Genomic DNA, 20962 nt, shown 5'->3' with positions numbered 1-20962 from the left:
CTGAAAGATAAGGCATTATGGCACGGCGACGCGTCTCGGGGCAGGGGCGCCGTCGGCGCTGCGACACAGGTCGCGGCACGGGGCCATGTCTTTGCACTAAAAAGGCCCCCGCCGTGAGGAGGGGGCCTGAAGGACGTCCGGGGCGGCGGTGGCGATCAGTGCTCACGCTGATCCCCGCCGGCTTCTTTGGAGGTCAGGCGAAGATCAGGGTGGAGATGCCAAGCCCCGCAAAGAGGATGGCGCAGGCAATACGGATCCCCTTGAGGGGGAGCTTGTCGGCCCCGAGCTTGCCGAGCAGCACCACGGGCACGTTGGCCAGCATCATGCCGAGGGTGGTCCCGGTGATCACCTGGATCAGGGAGTCGTACTTGGCTGCCAGCAGCACGGTGGCTATCTGGGTCTTGTCACCGATCTCGGCGATGAAGAAGAGCACGAAGGTGGCCATGAAGGGGCCGTACTTGTCCAGGGAACTCTCTTCATCGTCCATCTTGTCCGGCACCAGGATCCAGGCGGCCATGGCGATGAAGGCACCAGCGACCAGCCAGGTCATCACCTTGGGATCCATCCAGCGACTGATGAATTCCCCTATCCAGGCGGCACCTGCGTGGTTGAGCAGGGTGGCAGCCAGCATGCCGGCGATGATGGGCCAGGGTTTGCGAAAACGACAGATGAGCAACAGGGCCAGCAGCTGTGTCTTGTCGCCGATCTCGGCGATGGCAACGCTGATGGTGGAGGTTAACAAGGCTTCCATAAAAATGACCGGGGGACGGAATTGTTATAAACCAAAGACAAGCCTGCGCCATCCGTCCCCGGTTTTGGCACTGGCCCGTCAAAGGTCTTGTCAAATCCGGCATTGCCCGGATCACCCTGACCATGGTGAGTTGGCACCAAGTATGTTGATCAGGATCGCGCACGAAACGGGTCCGTGGCGAGACTACTCCCCCTCGATGGGAGCGGGCATTCTAGGGAAAAACCCCCGGTGAGGCAAGGCGCGGGATGGGGAATTATCCCCCCACCAGCTTGACCTGAAAGCCGGCCTTCTCCAGTTCGGCCTTGATAAGGTCCCGTTTGTCCCCCTGGATCTCGATGATCCCCTCCTTGAGACCGCCGCCGGTACCGCACTTCTTCTTGAGCAGGGTGGCGAGGGCCTTCTGCTGGTCGGCGGGAACGCCGTGGATGCTGATGACCCCGGCCCCCTTGCGTCCCTTGGTCTCGCGGCGGATGCGCACGACCCCGTCGGCGGGGAAGGGGGAGGCGTGCTGGGCAGGGGCGGATTCCTTGATCATGCCGCCGTCCGTGCTGTAGACCAGGCGGCTGTTGTTGTCGTGACTCATGGCAATACTTTGTCGGTTAGCTAAGCGGAGTTTGATTTTACGCAAATAAATGTTGAGGGCACAGCTTATAATCCCCCCATTAAAAGCGAATTATTCTTGTTTAACTTCAGGAGCCCGTCATGGTACTCACAGAGCTGTCGCCGGGACAGAGCGCTCGCATCACGCACATGAACCACCTTGGCCGCGCCTTGCGGCGCAAGCTGATGGTGATGGGGCTGCTGCCCCAGACCGAGATCCTCTATCTGCGGGCCGCCCCCCTGGGGGACCCGCTCCAGATCCAGTGCCAGGGCATCTGCCTCTCCATGCAGCGGAGTCTGGCCCAGCAAATCGAGGTGGAGCCGGTATGAGCTACAACCTGGTCACAGTGGGCAATCCCAATAGCGGCAAGACCTCCCTGTTCAACGCCCTGACCGGCTCCCGCCAGCAGGTGGGGAACTGGAGCGGGGTCACCGTCGACAAGAAGATGGGGGCCTTTGCTGCCCGCGGGCAGGAATACACCCTGGTGGACCTGCCCGGCATCTATGCCCTGGCCAACCAGGAGGCGAGCCTGGACGAGCAGATCGCCAGTCGCTTCGTCCAGCGCCAGCAGCCGGATCTGCTGCTCAACGTCATCGATGCCGCCAACCTGGAGCGCTCCCTCTACCTCACCCTGCAACTGCGGGAGCTGGGGCTGCCCATGGTGGTGGTGCTCAACAAGATGGATCTGCTGCAAAAGCGGCGCATCACCATCGACGAGGCCTTGCTCGCCAAGGCGCTGGGGTGCCCCGTGGTGTCGCTCTCGGCCCACAATCGCCAGCAGGTGGCGGCTTTCAAAGAGGGGATCCACCAGTTTATCGGTCAGTCCCAGCCCGCCCTGGTGCTCGACTACGGTCAGCCCCTCGAGGGGGACATCGCCGAGCTGGAGACCCTGCTCGCCCCCCATCATCTGCATCGCCGTGGCCGCGCCCTGCGCCTGCTGGAGGAAGACATCGCCATGCAGGAGACCCTGGCGGCGGGGCAGCAGGCGGCGGCCGACAACGTGGTGAGCCGCGCCCACCACGTCCAGGACATCGACCTGCAACTCGCTGATTTGCGCTACGGCCATATCCACCACTGGTGCCAGCAGGCGTGCCGCCATCAGGACAAGCTCACCGTCGCCCAGAGCGAACGGCTGGACAGGGTGCTGCTCAACCGCTGGGTGGGCATCCCCTTCTTCCTGCTGGTGATGTACCTGATGTTCATGTTCGCCATCAAGGTGGGTAGCGCCTTCATCGATTTCTTCGACATCCTCGGGGGGGCCCTCTTCGTGGACGGGGTGCACCACCTGCTGGGGCTGATGAATGCCCCCGACTGGCTGGGAGCCGTGCTCGCGGACGGCGTGGGTGCCGGTTTGCAGACGGTGGCGACCTTCATCCCCGTGGTGGGCTGTCTCTTTCTCTTCCTCGCGGTGCTGGAGAGCTCCGGCTATCTGGCCCGTGCCGCCTTCGTGGTGGATGCCCTGATGCGTCGCCTCGGCCTGCCCGGCAAGGCCTTCGTCCCCATGCTGATGGGCTTTGGCTGCACCGTGCCCGCGGTGATGGCAACCCGGACCCTGGGGTCGGAGCGCGAGCGGCTGATGACCTCGGCCATGGCGCCCTTCATGTCCTGCGGTGCCCGTCTGCCGGTCTACGCCCTGTTCGCGGTGGCCTTCTTCCCCGAGTCGGGGCAGAACCTGGTGTTCGGTCTCTATCTGTTCGGCATCCTGGTGGCGGTGCTCACCGGCCTCTTCCTGCGCAGCACCCTGCTGCCGGGCAAGAGCGACTCCATGGTGATGGAGATGCCCGATTACGAGTGGCCCCGTCCGGTGGACGTGGGGCTGCGCACCTGGCAGAAACTCAAGGGCTTCATCTTCGGCGCGGGCAAGACCATCGTCCTGATGGTGGCGGTGCTGAGCGTGCTCAACTCCCTCGGCACCGACGGCAGCTTCGGCAACCAGGATCAGGAGAACTCGGTGCTGAGCAAGCTGAGCCAGTCCATGACCCCGGTGCTGCATCCCATAGGCGTGCGGGACGACAACTGGCAGGCCACGGTGGGCATCCTCACCGGCATCTTTGCCAAGGAGGCGGTGGTCGCTACCCTCAACAGCCTCTACGCTGGCGGCGCCGGTGATGAGGAGGAGAGTGAATACTCCCTGCTGGGCAGCCTGAAAGCGGCGCTGGCCACCATTCCCGCCAACCTGGCGGACATCGACCCCGCCGATCCCATGGGGCTCAAGGTAGGGGATCTGGAGGACAAGCAGGCGGCAGCCGAGGCCCAGGAGGTGGATACCTCCACCTACGGCAATATGCAGACCCACTTCGACGGCGTGGCCGGGGCCTTTGCCTACCTGCTGTTCGTGCTGCTCTACATGCCCTGCGCTGCCGCCATGGGGGCCCTGGTACGAGAGACCGGTCGCCAGTGGGCCCTGTTCACCGCCGCCTGGTGCAACTACGTCGCCTTCCTGTGCGCCACCCTCTTCTATCAACTGGCGACCTTCGATGCCCACCCGGCGCAGAGCCTGGTCTGGAGCCTGAGCTATCTGCTCTCCCTGGTGCTGCTCTGGTGGCTGGGGCGTCGTCACGGCGACATCGTCGCCCGCAAGGTGGTGACCCTGTGAAGGGGCTCATGGTCAGGGGCGAGTGCGCCGAGAGGGGGGTATCCTGTGATCCTGCGTGAACTGGGGGACTATCTGGCCCTGCACAAGAAGGTGAGCCGGCGGGCGCTGGCCCGCCACTTCCACACCTCCGAGGATGCGGTAGAGGCCATGCTCGGAGTCTGGATGCGCAAGGGGCGCGTCGCCAAGCGGGAGAGCCGCCTGTGTGGCGGCTCCTGCTGCGGCAAGCACGAAGAGGTGACGTTCGAGTGGTGCGAGCCCGGCCAGATAGGGCTGGTCCAGAAGGGCTGACGCCTGCTCATATGCAAAAGGGAACCCGAGGGTTCCCTTTTTCGTGGCCGCCGGGCCCGGTCTTAGAAGAGGTCACCCTCGTCCTTGGTGGGCTCCAGGCTCCAGCCGCTCGCCGCCGCGCTGTTGCCAATCTGGCCCTTCTCCCGCCAGAGTTTGATCTTGAGGCGCAGGTTGTTCTGGGAGTCCGCGTTCTTCACTGCCTCCTCCTCGTCGATCACCCCCTCGACCACCAGATCGAACAGGGTACTGTCGAAGGTCACCATGCCAAGGGCCCTGGATTTTTCCATGATCTCCTTGAGGCCGCCAAACTCGCCGCGCTTGATGAGATCGCGCACCGTGTGGGTTCCGAGCATCACCTCCACCGCCGCCCGGCGTCCGCCGTCCGTGGTCTTCACCAGCCGCTGGGAGACAAAGGCCTTGAGGTTGTTGCCAAGGTCGTTGAGCAGCTGGGGTCTGCGCTCCTCCGGGAAGAAGTTGATGATGCGATCCAGCGCCTGGTTGGCGTTGTTGGCGTGCAGGGTGGAGATGGCCAGATGCCCGGTCTCCGAGAAGGCGAGGGCATGCTCCATGGTCTCCCGATCGCGGATTTCGCCGATGAGGATGACGTCCGGCGCCTGGCGCAGGGTGTTCTTCAGGGCCGCGTGGAAGCTGCGGGTATCCACCCCCACCTCCCGCTGGTTGATGATGCTCTTCTGGTGGCGATGGACGAACTCCACCGGATCCTCGATGGTGATGATGTGGCCGCCGCTGTTGCGGTTGCGATGATCGATGAGGGCCGCGAGCGACGTGGACTTGCCGGACCCCGTGCCGCCGACGAAGAGCACCAGACCCCGCTTCTCCATGATGGTGTCGAGGAGCACCGGAGGGAGTTTGAGATCCTCGAAGCGGGGGATCTCGGTCTTGATGTTGCGCGCCACCAGGGAGACTTCATTGCGCTGCTTGAAGATGTTGACCCGAAAACGGCCTATCTGGGGCAGGGAGATGGCGAGGTTCATCTCCAGCTCTTTCTCGAACTGCTGTTTCTGCTCGAGATCCATGATGTCGTAGGCGATGCGGGCCACCTCGCCCGGCCCCAGGGGCTCCTGGGTGAGGGGGCGCAGGGCGCCGTTGAACTTGGCACAGGGGGGGGCGCCGGTGGAGAGATAGAGATCGGAACCGTCCTGTTTGGCCAGGATCTGCAGCATGTCTCTCAATTCCATGAGGGGCCTCGTCGCTCAAAGGGCTGGGGGATGATGAATGGCTTGAGTGTACAGCCTCAGGCGCCGGTCAGTTTTTCGCGGAACACAAAAAAGACCGCGCCCAGGATGCACAGACCCGCCCAGAGGTAGTCCCACTTCAGGTCTTCTTTCAGATAGAAGATGGAGAAGGGAACGAACACGGTGAGGGTGATCACCTCCTGCAGGATCTTGAGTTGCCCGACGGAGAGCACGGTGTGGCCGATGCGGTTGGCGGGCACCTGCAACAGGTATTCGAACAGGGCTATCCCCCAGCTCACCAGGGCGGCGATGATCCAGGGTTTGTGATTCATGCTCTTGAGATGGGCGTACCAGGCAAACGTCATGAAGACGTTGCTGCAGATGAGCAGGCCGATACTGGTCATGATGGGGTTCATTAGGTTCTCCTTTTAAATCAATGCATTTTATCTCGACTCCATGGGTTTTCATAAGTGGTGCTTGAGGGTATTTTTAGCTCACAAGGATGTAACAAAAGAAGGCGAAAGCTGGATGGGCAAGACAAGCTGGGGTGCGCTTTGTCTGTTGTTTGCCTGCTGGGCGCAAGGTGCGCCGACCCTGACGGTGGCCACCGATGTCTGGCCGCCGTTTCGCATGCTGGCAGAGAACGACGACTTCCAGGGGCTGGATATCGACATTCTGCGCCAGTTGCAGGCACGCAGCGGCATTGTGCTCACCCTCAAACGGGTGCCCTGGGGACGGGCACTCAAACAGATGCAGACCGGTCAGGTGGATCTGATGATAGGGCTGGCTCACACCGAGGAGCGGGCCGCCTTCATCGACTACCTGCAGCCGTCCTATTACCAGTGCCGGCCTGCCTTCTATGGCAAGCCCGCCGCCGTGGCAGGTCTCAGGCGCTACGAGGATCTGCGAGGCCGCGAGATAGGCTATGTGCTCAACTCCGCCTACTTCCCCCCCTTCGATGGCGACACCCAGCTCGACAAGCACGGGGTCCCCACCGAAGACCAGTTGCAGCGCATGGTGGAGCGGGGCCACCTGCCCCTGATGATAGGGACCGACTGCCAGGTGGATTACGCCCTGAGCCAGCGCAACGACGCCGGCCTCGTCAAGGCGCCCTTCCAGCCCCCCAACCCGGTGATGCTCTACCTCGGGATGAGCAAGCACTCACCCCACCATGAGCTGGGCCCCAAGCTGGCGCAGGCGTTGCAAGCCATGGTGGAGAGCGGCGAGATAGCGGCGCTGGCCAAGCCCTACCAGCCTTGACCTTGGGTGGTAACGCGCTGTTATCATGCAGCTTTCCTGCCTGCCCCCCGGCGGGCCTCGCTTCTTGGGGATCCCGTGTATCTCGCTCTCATCCGTCGCCAGCAGCGCTGGCAGCGCCGCTGGCTGCTCCTGCTGTCGCTGCTGACCCTGGCCCTGTTCCTGCTCTCCCTCGCCCTCGGGGAGTTCGTGCTGCTGCCCTGGCAGCCGCTGGGAGATCTGGAGCTGCGCATCCTGCTGGAGCTGCGCCTGCCGCGCGCCCTGCTGGCTCTGCTGGCGGGGGCCTCCCTTGCCTGCGGTGGTGCCGTGCTCCAGGTGATGCTGCACAATCCGGTGGCGGAACCCGGCCTGCTCGGCGTCTCGAGCGGCGCTGGGCTGGCCGCCATGGTGGCGATGGCGGTGGCCAAGGGGCTCGGGCTCTATCTGCCGGGCTGGGGGCTGTCGCTGGCGGCCTTTGGCGGTGCCCTGGTGGTGACCATGCTGCTCATCCGTCTCGCACGCCGGGCATGGCTCGGCCATGGGCGGCTGCTGCTGTTCGGGGTCGCCATCGGCATCCTCACCAATGCGGCCATGACCTGGCTGATGTATTTCGCCGACGACGGCGCCTTGCGGGAATTCATGTTCTGGATGATGGGGAGCCTCGCCTACGGTAGCCAGCAGCTCGCCTGGTGGTGGCTGGTGCTGCCCCTCACCCTCGGCTGGCTCTGCTGGCAGGGGCGGGCACTGCAACAACTGCTGCTGGGAGAGACTCAGGCTCGCCTCATGGGGCTGAACGTGGACAGCATGCGGGTACGCCTGGTGCTGGCGGTCTGCCTGCTGACCGGGGTGGCGGTCTCCCTGTGCGGCGTCATCGGCTTCGTCGGCCTGGTAGTGCCTCACCTGCTGCGCCTGTGCGGTGGCAGCGATCAGCGCTTTCTGCTGCCCGCCTCGGCGCTGGGGGGCGGCGCCCTGCTGCTCGGGGCCGATCTGGTGGCCCGCTCGGCGCTGCACGCCGGTGAACTGCCCATCGGGGTCATCACCGCCTCGGTGGGCGCCCCGCTCTTTATCTATCTGCTGCTGAGGCAAGATGCCGATGTGTCCCGCTGATCCCGCCCCCTGGCGGCTGGAGGCCCGTGCCCTGGCCATCCCCCATCGCCTCGCCCCCCTGGATCTCGCCTGGCCCGGTGGTCAGCTGGTGGCCCTGCTCGGCCCCAATGGCAGTGGCAAGTCCTCCCTGCTCGGGGCCCTGGCGGGCCTGCTGCCCGCCGATGGCGCCGTCTTGCTGGGAGGAGAGGCCATCACGACCCTGAGCTGGCCCGAGCTTGCAACGCGGCGCGCCATGCTGCCCCAGCGCCAGCCCCAGCTGTTCCACATCCCGGTGTTCCAGGTGCTGAGCCTGGGGCTGGAGGAGGGGGCCCCCGATGCCCAGGCGCAGGCGGTGGCGGATGTGTGCGACGCCCTGGAACTGGCGCCCCTGCTTGCACGGGACTTCAGCCGATTGTCCGGGGGGGAGCAGCAGCGGGTGCTGATCGCCCGCACCCTGCTGCAACTGTGGCCAAGCCTCAATCCGACCGGGCGGGTGCTGCTGCTGGATGAACCCCTGGCGGGGCTGGATCTGCATCACCAGATGGCGCTGCTGCGGCTGCTCAAGCAACTGGCCGCGCAGGGATTGCTGGTGGTGGTGGCCATCCACGACATCAATCTGGCCATCGACTGGGCGGATCGCGTGCTCTGCCTGCAACAGGGCCGCGTGGTGGGGGAAGGGGACGTCGGGATCATCGACGAGGCGCTGCTGGAGCGGGTGTTCCAGATCCGCACCGATCGTATCGAGGCGGTCGGCCGCACCTGGTTTATGCCGAGTCTTTGAGAACGGGGCGCAGAGGAGAGATAGCGTTTGTAGGGTCGATTAGCGAAGCGTAATCGGCCGCCTGCAAGAATAAGGGGCCAGTATCAGGAATACTGGCCCCTTTGCTTTTATTCGCTGTTCAGCCCGGCTTGTCCAGACGTACCTTGGCCGCTTCGGCCAGCATGGCGAGCAGGGTCTCGGTGTCTTTCCATGACAGACAGGCATCCGTGATGCTCTGGCCGAAGGATGATGGCGCAGCCGTTAACCCTGGCGGGTTTTCTCCAGCCGCACCTGGGCGGCTTCTGCCAGCATGGCCAGCAGGGTTTCGGTGTCACTCCACGACAGACAGGCATCGGTGATGCTCTGGCCGAAGGTGGCGGCACAGCCGTTCTCCACGTCCTGACGCCCTTCCACTAGGAAGCTCTCGGCCATGATGCCGGCGATGCCGGTGCGGCCGCGGCGCAGCTGATCGCAGATATCCTGGGCCACCAGCAGTTGGCGGCGGTGATCCTTCATGCTGTTGCCGTGGCTGAAGTCCACCACCAGGCGCTCCGGCAGGCCCACCTGGGCCAGAGCCTCGCACGCCTCGTCGATGCTGGCGGTGTCGTAGTTGGGCCTGTGGCCGCCGCGCAGGATCACGTGGCCGTAGGGGTTGCCGGCGGTGCGGTAGATGGTCATCTTGCCGTCCTTGTCCGGGGAGTAGAAGATGTGGCTGTGACGGGCGGCGCGCACCGCATCGATGGCAATGCGGGTGTTGCCGTCGGTGCCGTTCTTGAACCCCACCGGGCAGGAGAGGGCGGAGGCCATCTCCCGGTGAACCTGGGACTCGGTGGTGCGCGCGCCGATGGCGCCCCAGGTGATGAGATCGCTGATGTACTGGCCGGTCACCATGTCGAGGAACTCGGTGGCGGTGGGCATGCCGGTCTCGTTGATGTCCACCAGCAGTTTGCGGGCCAGTTTGAGCCCTTCATTGACGTCGAAACTGCCGTCCAGGCGCGGATCATTGATAAGCCCCTTCCAGCCGACGATGGTGCGCGGCTTCTCGAAGTAGGTGCGCATCACGATGCACAGGCTCTCTTTGTACTCTTCCCGCAGGGTGTTCAGACGCAGGGCGTATTCGTGGGCGGCGGCGGGATCGTGGATGGAGCAGGGGCCGACGATGACCAGCAGGCGCTGATCTTCACCGGACAGAATGGCTTCCACTTGGCGGCGGGCATCCAGCAGGTTCTGGGCGATGGTGTCGGTTAACGGGAAGGCGTGCGCCAGCTCGCTGGGGGTGATCAGGGCCTCCAGGCGACGGGTGCGCAATTCATCGGTGTGAATGGACATACGACTCAATTCTCGAGTGGATAAGGTGGGCGGGATGCCAAAATGCAAGGGAATAAAATAAAGCAAAAGTCACCCGATGGAAACCTTGGGCGGCTCTGATAGGATGTGAACCCAAAAGCCATTTCAAATGAGGTAGTTATCGTGGCAAAGCCAGGCGCGACCGGGATCACCCGCATCATCAACGCAACCGGTTACAGCATGAAAGGTCTCAAATCGGCCTGGGTCAACGAGGCCGCCTTCCGTCAGGAGCTGCTGCTCATCCTGCTGCTGATGCCGCTGGCATTCTGGATAGGTGACTCCCTCAACGAGATCCTGCTGCTCGTCTGCATCAGCTGGCTGGTGGTGATCGTCGAGGTACTCAACTCCGCCGTGGAGGCGGTGGTGGATCGCATCGGCTCCGAGCATCACGAACTCTCGGGCCGCGCCAAGGATCTGGGCTCCGCCGCCGTCTTCATCGCTCTGGCCCTCAATGCCCTGGTGTGGGGCGCCCTGGTGGGCCGCAACCTGCTGGGCTGGTGGTAGGTTACGAGAGCAACCTTTCTCCTGACATAAAAAAGCCCGTCATCACGACGGGCTTTTTGCTGCGCAGATAAGGGCTTATCAGTGCAGGATCCGGGCACGGATGGTGCCATTGATCTCTTTGAGACGGGCCAGGGCCTTCTCGCTGTGCTCGGTTTCGACGTCGATGACCACGTAACCGATCTCGCTGCTGGTCTGCAGGTACTGACCGGCGATGTTGATCCCCTCGTCGGCGAAGATCTGGTTGATCTGGTTCATCACGCCGGGCTGGTTGCGGTGAATGTGCAGCAGGCGGCTGGAGCCCTTGTGGCCGGGCAGGGAGACTTCCGGGAAGTTGACCGCGGAGAGGGTGGAGCCGTTGTCGGAGTATTTGACCAGCTTGTTGGCCACTTCCAGACCGATGTTCTCCTGGGCTTCCTGGGTGGAGCCGCCGATGTGGGGGGTCAGGATCACGTTGTCCAGGCCGCGCAGGGGGGTGAGGAACTCCTCGTCGTTGGACTTGGGCTCCACCGGGAAGACGTCGATGGCGGCGCCGGAGAGGTGGCCGCTCTTGATGACGTCGGCCAGGGCGTCGATGTCCACCACGGTGCCGCGGGAGGCGTTGATGAAGATGGCGCCCGGTTTCATCATGCGCAGTTGCTCTGCACCGATGAGATCCTTGGTGGAGGCGGTTTCCGGTACGTGCAGGCTGATGACGTCAGACATGTTGAGCAGCTCCACCAGGTTCGGCACCTGGATGGCGTTGCCAAGGGAGAGCTTGTTCTCGATGTCGTAGTAGTAGACCTTCATGCCGATCATCTCGGCGATGATGCCAAGCTGGGTACCGATGTGGCCGTAGCCGATGATGCCGAGCTTCTTGCCGCGGGCTTCGACGCTGCGGTTGGCCAGCTTCTCCCAGACGCCGCGATGGCACTTGGCGTTCTTCTCGGGAATACCGCGCAGCAGCAGCAGGATCTCCCCCAGTACCAGTTCGGCCACGGAGCGGGTGTTGGAGAAGGGGGCGTTGAAGACGGGGATGCCGCGCACGTGGGCGGCGTCGAGGGAGACCTGGTTGGTGCCGATGCAGAAGCAGCCGATGGCCACCAGCTTGGTGGCGGCATCCAGCACCTTCTCGGTGATCTGGGTGCGTGAACGCAGGCCCACGAAATGCACGTCACGAATGCGCTCGATCAACTCCTCTTCCGACAGGGACGTCTTCAGATATTCCACATTGGTGTAGCCGGCTGCCCGAAAGGTCTCCACCGTATTGGGATGGACTCCCTCCAGCAGCAGTACCTTGATCTTATCCTTGTCCAGCGAAAACTTGGCTGTCATGACGTTCCCTCTATTGTTTTGAAAAATGCGTTCAGGCTTGCAGTGTGAAGAAAACCGTAAAGTAGCAAAAACGTTTGGGAGAGGGAATATTTGTGACGAAAGTCAAATTCTTTGAAGTTATCAACGATTGTTGCAGATGTGCTGCTACAAGCCATTGAGGGATAACCAGAAACGGCGCCATGAGGCGCCGTTGTCCATTTGGGGCAGTCAGATTGACTGACCGGGGCGGGGGCTTGCCCGGAGGGAGAGGTCCGGGGAGCAGGCCTTAGTTGGTGATCACACCCTCGGGGGTGCCGATCAGCACAACGTCGGCGCCACGGTGGGCGAACAGGCCGTTGGTGACCACGCCCACGATGCTGTTGAGGCGGGTTTCCAGAGCCTTGGCATCGGTGATGGCCATGCCCTTGACGTCCAGGATGATGTTGCCGTTGTCGGTCACCACCCCTTCACGCCACACCGGGTTGCCGCCAAGGGCGCGGATCTCGCGGGCCACGTATTCGCGGGCCATGGGGATCACTTCCACCGGCAGGGGGAAGGTGCCCAGCACGTCGACGGTCTTGGTGTTGTCGATGATGCAGATGAACTGGTCGGCCACGGCGGCGACGATCTTCTCGCGGGTCAGGGCGGCGCCGCCCCCCTTGATCATGTCGCGGCTGGCGTTGATCTCGTCGGCACCATCCACGTAGACGGAGAGGGCATCGATGTCGTTGAGGTCAAACACCGGGATGCCGAGACCCTTGAGGCGCTCGGTGGAGGCGATGGAGCTCGACACCGCGCCCTTGATCTGGTCTTTCATGGTCGCCAGTGCGTCGATGAAGTGATTGACGGTAGAGCCGGTGCCCACCCCGACGATGGTGCCGGGTACCACGTATTTGAGCGCAGCCCAACCGGCCGCCTTCTTCATTTCATCTTGAGTCATGATGGATCCTTATGGAAAAAGCGGGCGCATTATATCCAAGCATCCCCCCCAGAGCGACCATGGTGCTCACGTTCCGGCGCAAAAATCCCCAAGATGTAAATCGTTTGCCTGTTTATTGAACCGAAGGGGGCGCCCCGTCTGATCAGGCAAAGTGCCAGCTGCGGCTGGGGGTGATGATCTGGGGGAGCGGCACGTCCCACTGCTCCCGGGGGACGGCATCCACCTGCTGGCAATCGTGGGCGAGCCCCAGGGGTCTTGGGCCGAGCTGGTGCTCGTGCCAGCAGGCGAGGGTGCGATCGTAGTAGCCGCCCCCCATGCCGAGGCGGTTGCCAGCCTCATCGAAGGCCACCAGCGGGGTGCAGATGATGTCCAGCATGCTGTGGGGCAGCACCTGCTGCACGTCGAGCTCGGGCTCGGCGATGCCGTAGCGGTTGCGGGTCATGGGGGTGGTGGCGGTGTAGCGCAAGAAGAGCAGGTGACCCGGGGTGAAGGGGTGCAGCACCGGCAGGTAGACCTCCTTTTGCCGGGCCCACAGCCAGTGGATGGCGGGCAGGGGATCGAGCTCCCCGTCGTTGGCCAGATAGAGGGCGATGCGCCTGGCCGCGAGGATGCCGGGGTGTTCCTGGAAGCGCTCGACCAGCTGTTGGGCCGCCGCCTGCTGCTCGGCCTGGCTCAGGCTTTTTCTGCGCTGGCGAATGAGCTGGCGCAGGTTCTGGCGTTCGGGTTGGGTATCCGGCATGGGGACTCCTGGGCAAAGGTGGGCTGGCGCTACCTTAGCAAGGGGCCGATGGGATGAAAAGCCGATGGCGGGGCCGCCAGCCGGGCGGCCCCTGAGGTCGGGCGTCAGGAGCGGTGGGGGGCGGGAGCCACTGCGCCCATCTGGTGCTTGAGGAAGACGGCCACGATGGCGGCCAGTGCCAGCGCCATGGGGTAGAAGCTCATGCTCACGACCAGGATCGGCGAGAGGGCGAAGATGGAACCCAGCAGCAGCGCCTGGGCGCCCCAGGGGATGAGCCCCTGTACCACGCAGGAGAAGATGTCCAGCATGGAGGCGGCGCGGCGCGGGGTGACCCCGTGATGGTCCGCCAGATCCCTGGCCACCTTGCTCGCGACTATGATGGCCACGGTGTTGTTGGCGGTGCACAGGTTGGTGAGGCTCACCACACCGGCGATGCCGAGCTCGGCCGCCTTCTCGTTCTGCTCGCCATCGTGGTGGCGGGTGAAGCGGGCAATCAGGGCGGCGATGCGCTCACTTATCCATGCGAGCCCCCCCTGGCGTTCCATCAGGGCACCCAGACCGCCGATGAGCATGGAGAGCAGGAAGATCTCCTGCATGCTGGTAAAGCCCTGGTAAATGTCCTTGCTGAACTGGCCGAGGGAGTAGCTATCAAGCAGCCCCACGCCACCGGCCGCCAGGATGCCGAGCCCCAGTACCATGAAGACGTTCATGCCAGAGAGGGCAAGCACCAGGATCAGCAGATAGGGGGCGACCTTGAGCAAGTCCGCCTCGGCGGTGGGGGCCGGCGCTTCACCGGTGGAGCCCAGCACCAGATAGAACAGGATCACCAGCACGGCGGCGGGGGCGGCAATCTTGATGTTCTCGCGAAACTTGTCCTTCATCTCGCAGCCCTGGCTGCGGGTGGCGGCGATGGTGGTGTCGGAGATGATGGAGAGGTTGTCCCCGAACATGGCGCCGGAGAGGATGGTCCCCGCCATCAGCATCGGATCGATGCCGGCGGCCTGGGCGACGCCCAGCGCCACCGGTGCCACGGCGCCGATGGTGCCCATGGAGGTACCCATGGCGGTGGCAATGAAGGCAGAGATGAGGAAGAGCCCCGGCAGCAGGCACCAGCCCGGAATGAGGGATAGGCCGAGGGCGACCGTGGCATCCACCCCGCCGGTGGCCTTGGCCACGGTGGCGAAGGCGCCCGCCAGCAAATAGATGAGGCACATGGCCATGATGTTGCTCTCGCCCACCCCCTTGAAGAAGGTCTCGAGGTTCTTGTTGAACCCCTCGCGTCCCATCAGCAGGGCCAGCATGACGGCAGGCAGGGCGGCAACGGGGGCTGGGAGCTGGTAGAAGGCGAACTCGACCCCCTGCAGGGTCAGCCAGGTACCGGTACCGATGAAGAGGGCAAGAAAGACCAGAAGGGGCAGCAGGGCTCTGGCACGGGGTTGGGTCTGGATCATGTGTTCCTCGAAACTTGAACAATGACCTCCTGTCGTTGCCTGTGGCGCCTCCAGGGCGGGCACAGGGCGGGCATCCTGCCACCATGGGGGGCCAACAGTAGTGAGTCGGCCCGCCCAGGTCAAGATAGCCGTCCAGATGGATAGGGCTTTTTGCTTCGTGATTCTGACTTGTCTGGTTATTCCGTTATTTATTCTGTTTTTAATGAATTTATCGTTTAAATGTCGGGGTGGTTTGGCGGGCCAGATCGGGCTTTTCAAAGGGGACGCGGGCTGGTAAAACGGTCTCTTTCCATAATAAAGAGATGAGAGGGTGGAGATGGACAATCCGATCCGTGTGGCCGTGATGGGCTGTAATGGTCGTATGGGCAAGGTGCTGCTGGAGGCTATCGCCAACGCCGAGGGCGTGGTGGTGGGAGCGGCGCTGGAGCGACCGGGCTCTGCCGTGATAGGTCTGGATGCGGGTGAACTCAACGGCCTGGGGCGCCTTGGCGTCATCATCAGCGACAGTCTGGAGAAGGTGAAGGACGAGTTCGATCTCATCATCGACTTCACCCGCCCCGAGGTGACCCTGGCGAACCTCGCCTTTGCACTGGCGCATGGCAAGCAGATGGTGATCGGCACCACCGGCTTTGACGAGGCGGGCAAGGCGGCCCTGCACGAGGCGGGCAAGCAGATCGGCATCGTCTTCGCCTCCAACTACTCGGTCGGGGTCAACCTGGTGTTCAAGCTGTTGGAGCAGGCGGCCAGGGTGATGGGGGAGTACACCGACATCGAGATCATCGAGGGGCACCACAGACACAAGGTGGATGCTCCGTCCGGCACTGCGCTCTCCATGGGGGAAGTGGTGGCGAAAACCCTGGGCCGGGATCTCAAAGAGTGCGCTGTCTATGGCCGTGAGGGGATCACCGGTGAGCGGGATCGCAACACCATCGGCTTTGCCACCATCCGCGCCGGAGATCTGGTAGGGGAGCACACCGTCATGTTCGCCGACATCGGCGAGCGGGTCGAGATCAGCCACAAGGCTTCCAGCCGTCTGACCTTCGCCAACGGTGCAGTGCGGGCGGGCAAGTGGCTCGGCCAGCAAGGGGCCGGTCTCTATGATATGCAGGATGTGCTCGGTCTGAAATAAACCGTCTTCAGGGGGAGTGCAGACTCCCGTACTGGTTGCCAAACCCCGGTCCGCCGGGGTTTTTTGTCACTTTTTTGTAGAAATGAGCCTTAATCATCACTTTTTGAGTGAACCTCGCTAAATCCTGCCATTCTTACAAGCCTGCCACCCTCTTGCGACAAAAATGTCATCAAGGGGTAACGGGTTTGGGTCTCAATATTCCCCTGCGGGGGGCATTTCGCCTTGATGTGAAATAGACTAAAAATGCAATCCAAGAAAAACGTTTTCTATTCTTGGTGTTCACTTTTCTGGCTTTAAATGGTGTTTTTGCTGTTGTGTAGTTTATTTTTTAATTTTCTATCTTGCTGTTTATTAAGTGGTAAATTTGGTTTTTTGTACGTTGCATGGCATCGGGCGCCGCTTTGTTGTCTGTGTTTGGCTTTTCTTTTTGAAGAGGGGGTTGCAAAGCGAGTGAGTGCATAGATAATGGGTAATGTTGCTTGTTTATTGAATTTAGATGCATTTCAAACGAGAAAAGACGTTGAAATGAGATCGTTTTTAAGTAGAATGCGCCCAATTTGCCAGAAATCTGCCGGGTTCGAGTCCTGTCAAAGACCGGAACCGAGCCCGCAACACCCAGGTAAATTGCTGAATTTAAAGCTAAATAACTGGAGGTTGTCTTGAATCACACTGCATTGCTAGTGCTGGAAGATGGAACTGTGTTCAAAGGCGTGTCGATAGGCGCCGAGGGATGTTCCGTTGGTGAAGTGGTTTTCAACACGTCGATGACGGGTTATCAGGAAATCCTCACAGATCCCTCCTATTCCCGTCAGATCGTTACCCTCACTTACCCCCATATAGGCAACACCGGCACCAACAGCGAAGATGAAGAGTCCAGTCAGGTCCATGCTCAGGGCCTCATCATCCGGGACCTTCCGATACTGGCCTCCAACTTCCGCAATCAGCAATCCCTCTCCGATTACCTCAAGTCCCACAACATCGTTGGCATCGCCGACATCGACACCCGCAAGCTGACCCGCATCCTGCGTGAAAAAGGCGCCCAGGCTGGTTGCATCCTGGCCGGCAAGCAGCTCGATGAAGCCCATGCCCTCGAACAGGCCCGCGCCTTCCCCGGTTTGAAGGGGATGGACCTGGCCAAGGAAGTGACCGTGAGCGAATCCTACAGCTGGACTGAAGGCAGCTGGCAGCTCGGCAAGGGTCACGTCATCCCGGCGGCCGATGAGCTGAAATACCACGTGGTGGCCTACGACTTCGGCGTGAAGCGCAACATCCTGCGCATGCTGGTGGACCGTGGCTGCCGCCTGACCGTGGTGCCGGCCAAGACCCCGGCCGCCGAGGTACTGGCGATGAACCCGGATGGCATCTTCCTCTCCAACGGCCCCGGCGACCCCGAGCCGTGCGACTACGCCATCGAAGCTATCAAGGCTTTCCTTGATACCAGCACCCCGGTGTTTGGTATCTGCCTGGGCCACCAGTTGCTGGGCCTGGCCTCCGGCGCCAAGACCATCAAGATGAAGTTCGGCCACCACGGTGCCAACCACCCGGTGAAGAGTCTGGACGACAACACCGTGATGATCACCGCCCAGAACCACGGCTTTGCGGTGGACGAGCAGACCCTGCCCGAGAGCCTGCGTGCCACCCACGTCTCCCTGTTCGATGGGTCGCTCCAGGGCATCCATCGCACCGACCGTCCGGCCTTCAGCTTCCAGGGTCACCCCGAAGCGAGCCCGGGCCCGCACGATTGTGCCGGTCTGTTCGACCACTTTATTGAATTGATTAAGCAGTATCGCGCCTAAGAGGATAAAGAGAGCCATGCCAAAACGTAACGACCTACAGAGCATCCTGATCCTCGGCGCCGGCCCCATCGTCATCGGTCAGGCCTGCGAATTCGACTACTCCGGCGCCCAGGCGTGCAAGGCCCTGAAAGAAGAGGGCTACCGCGTCATCTTGGTGAACTCCAACCCGGCCACCATCATGACCGACCCGGAGATGGCCGACGCCACCTACATCGAGCCCATCACCTGGGAAGTGGTGCGCGAGATCATCAAGAAAGAGCGCCCGGACGCCATCCTGCCCACCATGGGTGGTCAGACTGCGCTGAACTGCGCCCTGGCGCTGGAGCAGCATGGCGTGCTCAAGGAGTTCGGTGTCGAGATGATCGGCGCCACCGCCGACGCCATCGACAAGGCCGAGGATCGCTCCCGCTTTGACAAGGCCATGCGCAGCATCGGTCTCGAGTGCCCCCGTGCCGGCATCGCCCACAACATGGAAGAGGCCTGGGGCGTGCAGCAGATGGTCGGCTTCCCCTGCATCATCCGTCCCTCCTTTACCATGGGTGGCTCGGGCGGCGGCATCGCCTACAACACCGAAGAGTTCGTGGAGATCTGCGAGCGCGGTCTGGATCTCTCCCCGACCAAGGAGCTGCTCATCGACGAGTCGCTCATCGGCTGGAAAGAGTACGAGATGGAAGTGGTGCGGGATCGCAACGACAACTGCATCATCGTCTGCGCCATCGAGAACTTCGACCCCATGGGCATCCACACCGGTGACTCCATCACGGTCGCGCCAGCCCAGACGCTGACCGACAAGGAGTACCAGATCATGCGCAACGCCTCCATGGCGGTGCTGCGCGAGATCGGTGTCGAGACCGGCGGCTCCAACGTCCAGTTCGGCATCAACCCCAAAGACGGCCGCATGGTCATCATCGAGATGAACCCGCGGGTGTCGCGCTCCTCTGCGCTGGCCTCCAAGGCGACCGGTTTCCCCATCGCCAAGATCGCCGCCAAGCTCGCCATCGGTTACACCCTGGACGAGCTGATGAACGACATCACCGGTGGTCGTACCCCGGCCTCCTTCGAGCCGGCCATCGACTACGTGGTGACCAAGGTGCCGCGCTTCAACTTCGAGAAGTTCGCCGGTGCCAACGACCGTCTGACCACCCAGATGAAGTCCGTGGGTGAAGTGATGGCCATCGGCCGCAACTTCCAGGAGTCCCTGCACAAGGCCCTGCGTGGTCTCGAGACCGGCAAGACCGGCTTCGACCCCATGGTTGACCTGAACGCCCCCGACTCCCTGACCCGCATCCGTCACGAGCTGCAGGATGCTGGTGCCGAGCGCATCTTCTACATCGCCGACGCCTTCCGCGCCGGCCTCTCCATGGACGGCGTGTTCAAGCTGACCAAGATTGACCCCTGGTTCCTGGTGCAGATTGAAGAGCTGGTCAAGCTCGAAGAGCAGGTGAAAGAGCGCGGCATGGCCGGTCTTGACGCCGACTTCCTGCGCGCCCTCAAGCGCAAAGGCTTTGCCGACGCCCGTCTGGCCAAGATCCTCGGCGTGGCCGAAGGTGAAGTGCGTAAATTGCGTGCCCGCCACAACATCTTCCCGGTCTACAAGCGGGTCGATACCTGCGCGGCCGAGTTCGCCACCAACACCGCCTACATGTACTCCAGCTACGACGAGGAGTGCGAGGCCAACCCCACCAACCGCGACAAGATCATGGTCATCGGTGGCGGCCCGAACCGCATCGGTCAGGGCATCGAGTTCGACTACTGCTGTGTGCATGCGGCCCTGGCTCTGCGTGAAGACGGTTACGAGACCATCATGGTCAACTGCAACCCGGAAACCGTCTCCACCGACTACGACACCTCGGATCGTCTCTACTTCGAGCCGGTGACCCTGGAAGACGTGCTGGAAATCGTGCGGGTCGAGCAGCCCAAGGGCGTCATCGTCCAGTACGGCGGCCAGACTCCGCTGAAACTGGCGCGGGCATTGGAAGCCAACGGCGTGCCGGTCATCGGGACCAGCCCGGATGCCATCGACCGCGCGGAAGATCGCGAGCGCTTCCAGTCCGCCGTCGAGCGCCTGGGGCTCAAGCAGCCGGAAAACGGCACCGTCACCGCCCTGGAGCAGGCCGTGCAACTGGCCACGCGCATCACCTACCCGCTGGTGGTTCGCCCCTCCTACGTGCTGGGTGGCCGCGCCATGGAAATCGTCTATGACGAGCAGGACCTGCGCCGCTACTTCGCCGAGGCAGTGAGCGTCTCCAACGAGTCGCCTGTGCTGCTGGACCGCTTCCTGGACGACGCCACCGAGGTGGACGTGGACGCCATCTGCGACGGCGTTGACGTGGTCATCGGTGGCATCATGGAGCACATCGAACAGGCCGGCATTCACTCCGGTGACTCCGCCTGCTCCCTGCCGCCCTACACCCTGTCCAAGGCGATTCAGGACGAGATGCGCGAGCAGGTGCGCAAACTGGCGCTGGAACTTGGCGTAGTCGGTCTGATGAACGTGCAGTTCGCGGTGAAAGACAACGAGATTTACCTCATCGAGGTGAACCCCCGTGCCGCCCGTACCGTGCCGTTTGTCTCCAAGGCCACCGGCGCACCGCTGGCGAAGATCGCCGCCCGCGTCATGGCCGGTCAGAGCCTGAAAGAACAGGGCTTTACCACCGAGATCATCCCGCCCTACTACTCGGTGAAGGAAGTGGTACTGCCGTTCGCCAAGTTCCCGGGTGTGGACCCGCTGCTGGGTCCGGAAATGCGCTCCACCGGTGAAGTCATGGGGGTGGGCAGCAGCTTCGCCGAGGCCTATGCCAAGGCGCAGCTGGGTGCCGGTCACCAGGTTCCGAGCGAAGGTCGCGCCCTCTTGTCCGTTCGCCACGGCGACAAGGAGCGGGTGGTCAACCTGGCCGCCAAGCTGCTGGAGCTGGGTTATGACCTCGACGCCACCCACGGCACCGCCGTGACCTTGGGCGAGGCGAGCATCAACCCGCGTCTGGTGAACAAGGTGCACGAGGGGCGTCCGCACATTCTGGATCGCATCAAGAATGGCGAGTACACCTATATCGTCAACACCGCCGAGGGTCGTCAGGCCATCGAGGACTCCAAGCAGCTGCGCCGTGGCGCCCTGCAGCACAAGGTGGCCTACACCACCACGCTGCACGCGGCCTTCGCCACCTGCATGGCCATCAGTGTCGATGCCACCGCCAATGTGAACTCGGTGCAGGAGCTGCACGAGAAGGTGAACAACCGCTAAGAGCACCGGCA

At 62.7% G+C, this 20962-nt stretch carries 19 protein-coding genes; 10 read left to right on the top strand and 9 right to left on the bottom strand.

The features are described 5' to 3' along the window. Window positions 1-193 precede the first annotated feature (193 nt). The gene (locus C2U37_RS22730; protein ID WP_010675206.1) at window positions 194-751 is read right to left on the bottom strand and encodes a TMEM165/GDT1 family protein; all 558 of its coding nucleotides are present in this window, start codon (window positions 749-751) and stop codon (window positions 194-196) included. 253 nt (window positions 752-1004) lie between these two features. Beyond that, window positions 1005-1334: a translation initiation factor gene (locus tag C2U37_RS22725; protein WP_039041208.1), complete on the bottom strand. Its 330-nt coding sequence runs from the start codon at window positions 1332-1334 to the stop codon at window positions 1005-1007. Between the two features lie 119 nt (window positions 1335-1453). Between C2U37_RS22725 and C2U37_RS22720 the strand changes: the two genes are divergently transcribed. Genes C2U37_RS22720 through C2U37_RS22710 form a run of 3 tightly spaced genes read left to right on the top strand, consistent with a single transcriptional unit; the run spans window position 1454 to window position 4236 of the window. Further along, window positions 1454-1681: a FeoA family protein gene (locus C2U37_RS22720; protein WP_010675204.1), complete on the top strand. Its 228-nt coding sequence runs from the start codon at window positions 1454-1456 to the stop codon at window positions 1679-1681. Beyond that, window positions 1678-3948, top strand: coding sequence for a Fe(2+) transporter permease subunit FeoB (gene feoB, locus C2U37_RS22715; protein ID WP_104453103.1), 2271 nt, complete (start codon window positions 1678-1680; stop codon window positions 3946-3948). Before C2U37_RS22720 ends, feoB begins: the two co-directional genes overlap by 4 nt. Window positions 3949-3993: 45 nt before the next feature. Next, window positions 3994-4236 (top strand): FeoC-like transcriptional regulator, encoded by a 243-nt coding sequence (locus tag C2U37_RS22710; RefSeq protein ID WP_039041210.1) that lies wholly within the window; start codon window positions 3994-3996, stop codon window positions 4234-4236. A gap of 62 nt (window positions 4237-4298) precedes the next feature. On the opposite strand, the gene tapW is transcribed toward C2U37_RS22710, so the two are convergent. Further along, window positions 4299-5435: a type IVa pilus ATPase TapW gene (tapW, locus tag C2U37_RS22705; RefSeq protein ID WP_029314740.1), complete on the bottom strand. Its 1137-nt coding sequence runs from the start codon at window positions 5433-5435 to the stop codon at window positions 4299-4301. 56 nt (window positions 5436-5491) lie between these two features. Further along, window positions 5492-5848, bottom strand: coding sequence for a DMT family protein (locus C2U37_RS22700; RefSeq protein ID WP_010675200.1), 357 nt, complete (start codon window positions 5846-5848; stop codon window positions 5492-5494). Window positions 5849-5960: 112 nt separating this feature from the next. Between C2U37_RS22700 and C2U37_RS22695 the strand changes: the two genes are divergently transcribed. From C2U37_RS22695 to C2U37_RS22685, 3 genes are all read left to right on the top strand, one after another. Continuing rightward, entirely contained in the window at window positions 5961-6692 is a 732-nt protein-coding gene (locus C2U37_RS22695; protein ID WP_104453102.1) for a substrate-binding periplasmic protein, read from the top strand. 75 nt (window positions 6693-6767) lie between these two features. Then, on the top strand, window positions 6768-7775 hold the full coding sequence (gene btuC, locus C2U37_RS22690; protein WP_104453101.1) for a vitamin B12 ABC transporter permease BtuC: 1008 nt from the start codon (window positions 6768-6770) through the stop codon (window positions 7773-7775). Beyond that, window positions 7762-8535, top strand: coding sequence for an ATP-binding cassette domain-containing protein (locus C2U37_RS22685; RefSeq protein WP_104453100.1), 774 nt, complete (start codon window positions 7762-7764; stop codon window positions 8533-8535). Before btuC ends, C2U37_RS22685 begins: the two co-directional genes overlap by 14 nt. 240 nt (window positions 8536-8775) lie before the next feature. On the opposite strand, the gene C2U37_RS22675 is transcribed toward C2U37_RS22685, so the two are convergent. After that, entirely contained in the window at window positions 8776-9843 is a 1068-nt protein-coding gene (locus C2U37_RS22675) for a 3-deoxy-7-phosphoheptulonate synthase (protein WP_041213104.1), read from the bottom strand. Between the two features lie 141 nt (window positions 9844-9984). Between C2U37_RS22675 and C2U37_RS22670 the strand changes: the two genes are divergently transcribed. After that, window positions 9985-10365: a diacylglycerol kinase gene (locus C2U37_RS22670; protein ID WP_052816484.1), complete on the top strand. Its 381-nt coding sequence runs from the start codon at window positions 9985-9987 to the stop codon at window positions 10363-10365. Window positions 10366-10443: 78 nt separating this feature from the next. Here C2U37_RS22670 and serA read toward each other — a convergent pair whose 3' ends face one another. The 4 genes from serA to C2U37_RS22650 form a co-directional block, all read right to left on the bottom strand. Beyond that, on the bottom strand, window positions 10444-11676 hold the full coding sequence (gene serA, locus C2U37_RS22665) for a phosphoglycerate dehydrogenase (protein ID WP_039040384.1): 1233 nt from the start codon (window positions 11674-11676) through the stop codon (window positions 10444-10446). A gap of 265 nt (window positions 11677-11941) precedes the next feature. Further along, window positions 11942-12595 (bottom strand): ribose-5-phosphate isomerase RpiA, encoded by a 654-nt coding sequence (gene rpiA, locus C2U37_RS22660; protein WP_039040383.1) that lies wholly within the window; start codon window positions 12593-12595, stop codon window positions 11942-11944. Window positions 12596-12737: 142 nt separating this feature from the next. Continuing rightward, window positions 12738-13334 (bottom strand): 5-formyltetrahydrofolate cyclo-ligase, encoded by a 597-nt coding sequence (locus tag C2U37_RS22655; protein WP_039040382.1) that lies wholly within the window; start codon window positions 13332-13334, stop codon window positions 12738-12740. Window positions 13335-13438: 104 nt separating this feature from the next. Further along, window positions 13439-14785: a Na+/H+ antiporter NhaC family protein gene (locus C2U37_RS22650; protein ID WP_052816483.1), complete on the bottom strand. Its 1347-nt coding sequence runs from the start codon at window positions 14783-14785 to the stop codon at window positions 13439-13441. Window positions 14786-15101: 316 nt separating this feature from the next. Here C2U37_RS22650 and dapB point away from each other — a divergent pair, with 316 nt between their 5' ends. The 3 genes from dapB (at window position 15102) to carB (ending at window position 20951) form a co-directional block, all read left to right on the top strand. Next, entirely contained in the window at window positions 15102-15914 is an 813-nt protein-coding gene (gene dapB / locus C2U37_RS22645; RefSeq protein WP_010675190.1) for a 4-hydroxy-tetrahydrodipicolinate reductase, read from the top strand. 659 nt (window positions 15915-16573) lie between these two features. Next, window positions 16574-17710 (top strand): glutamine-hydrolyzing carbamoyl-phosphate synthase small subunit, encoded by a 1137-nt coding sequence (carA, locus tag C2U37_RS22640; RefSeq protein WP_104453099.1) that lies wholly within the window; start codon window positions 16574-16576, stop codon window positions 17708-17710. Between the two features lie 16 nt (window positions 17711-17726). Next, on the top strand, window positions 17727-20951 hold the full coding sequence (gene carB / locus C2U37_RS22635; RefSeq protein ID WP_010675188.1) for a carbamoyl-phosphate synthase large subunit: 3225 nt from the start codon (window positions 17727-17729) through the stop codon (window positions 20949-20951). Window positions 20952-20962 lie beyond the last annotated feature (11 nt).

Source organism: Aeromonas sp. ASNIH1 (assembly GCF_002934285.1).
Lineage (GTDB): Bacteria > Pseudomonadota > Gammaproteobacteria > Enterobacterales > Aeromonadaceae > Aeromonas > Aeromonas caviae.
The sequence above is the reverse complement of the archived record's forward strand: the minus strand, read 5'-3'. Positions and strand labels throughout refer to the sequence as shown.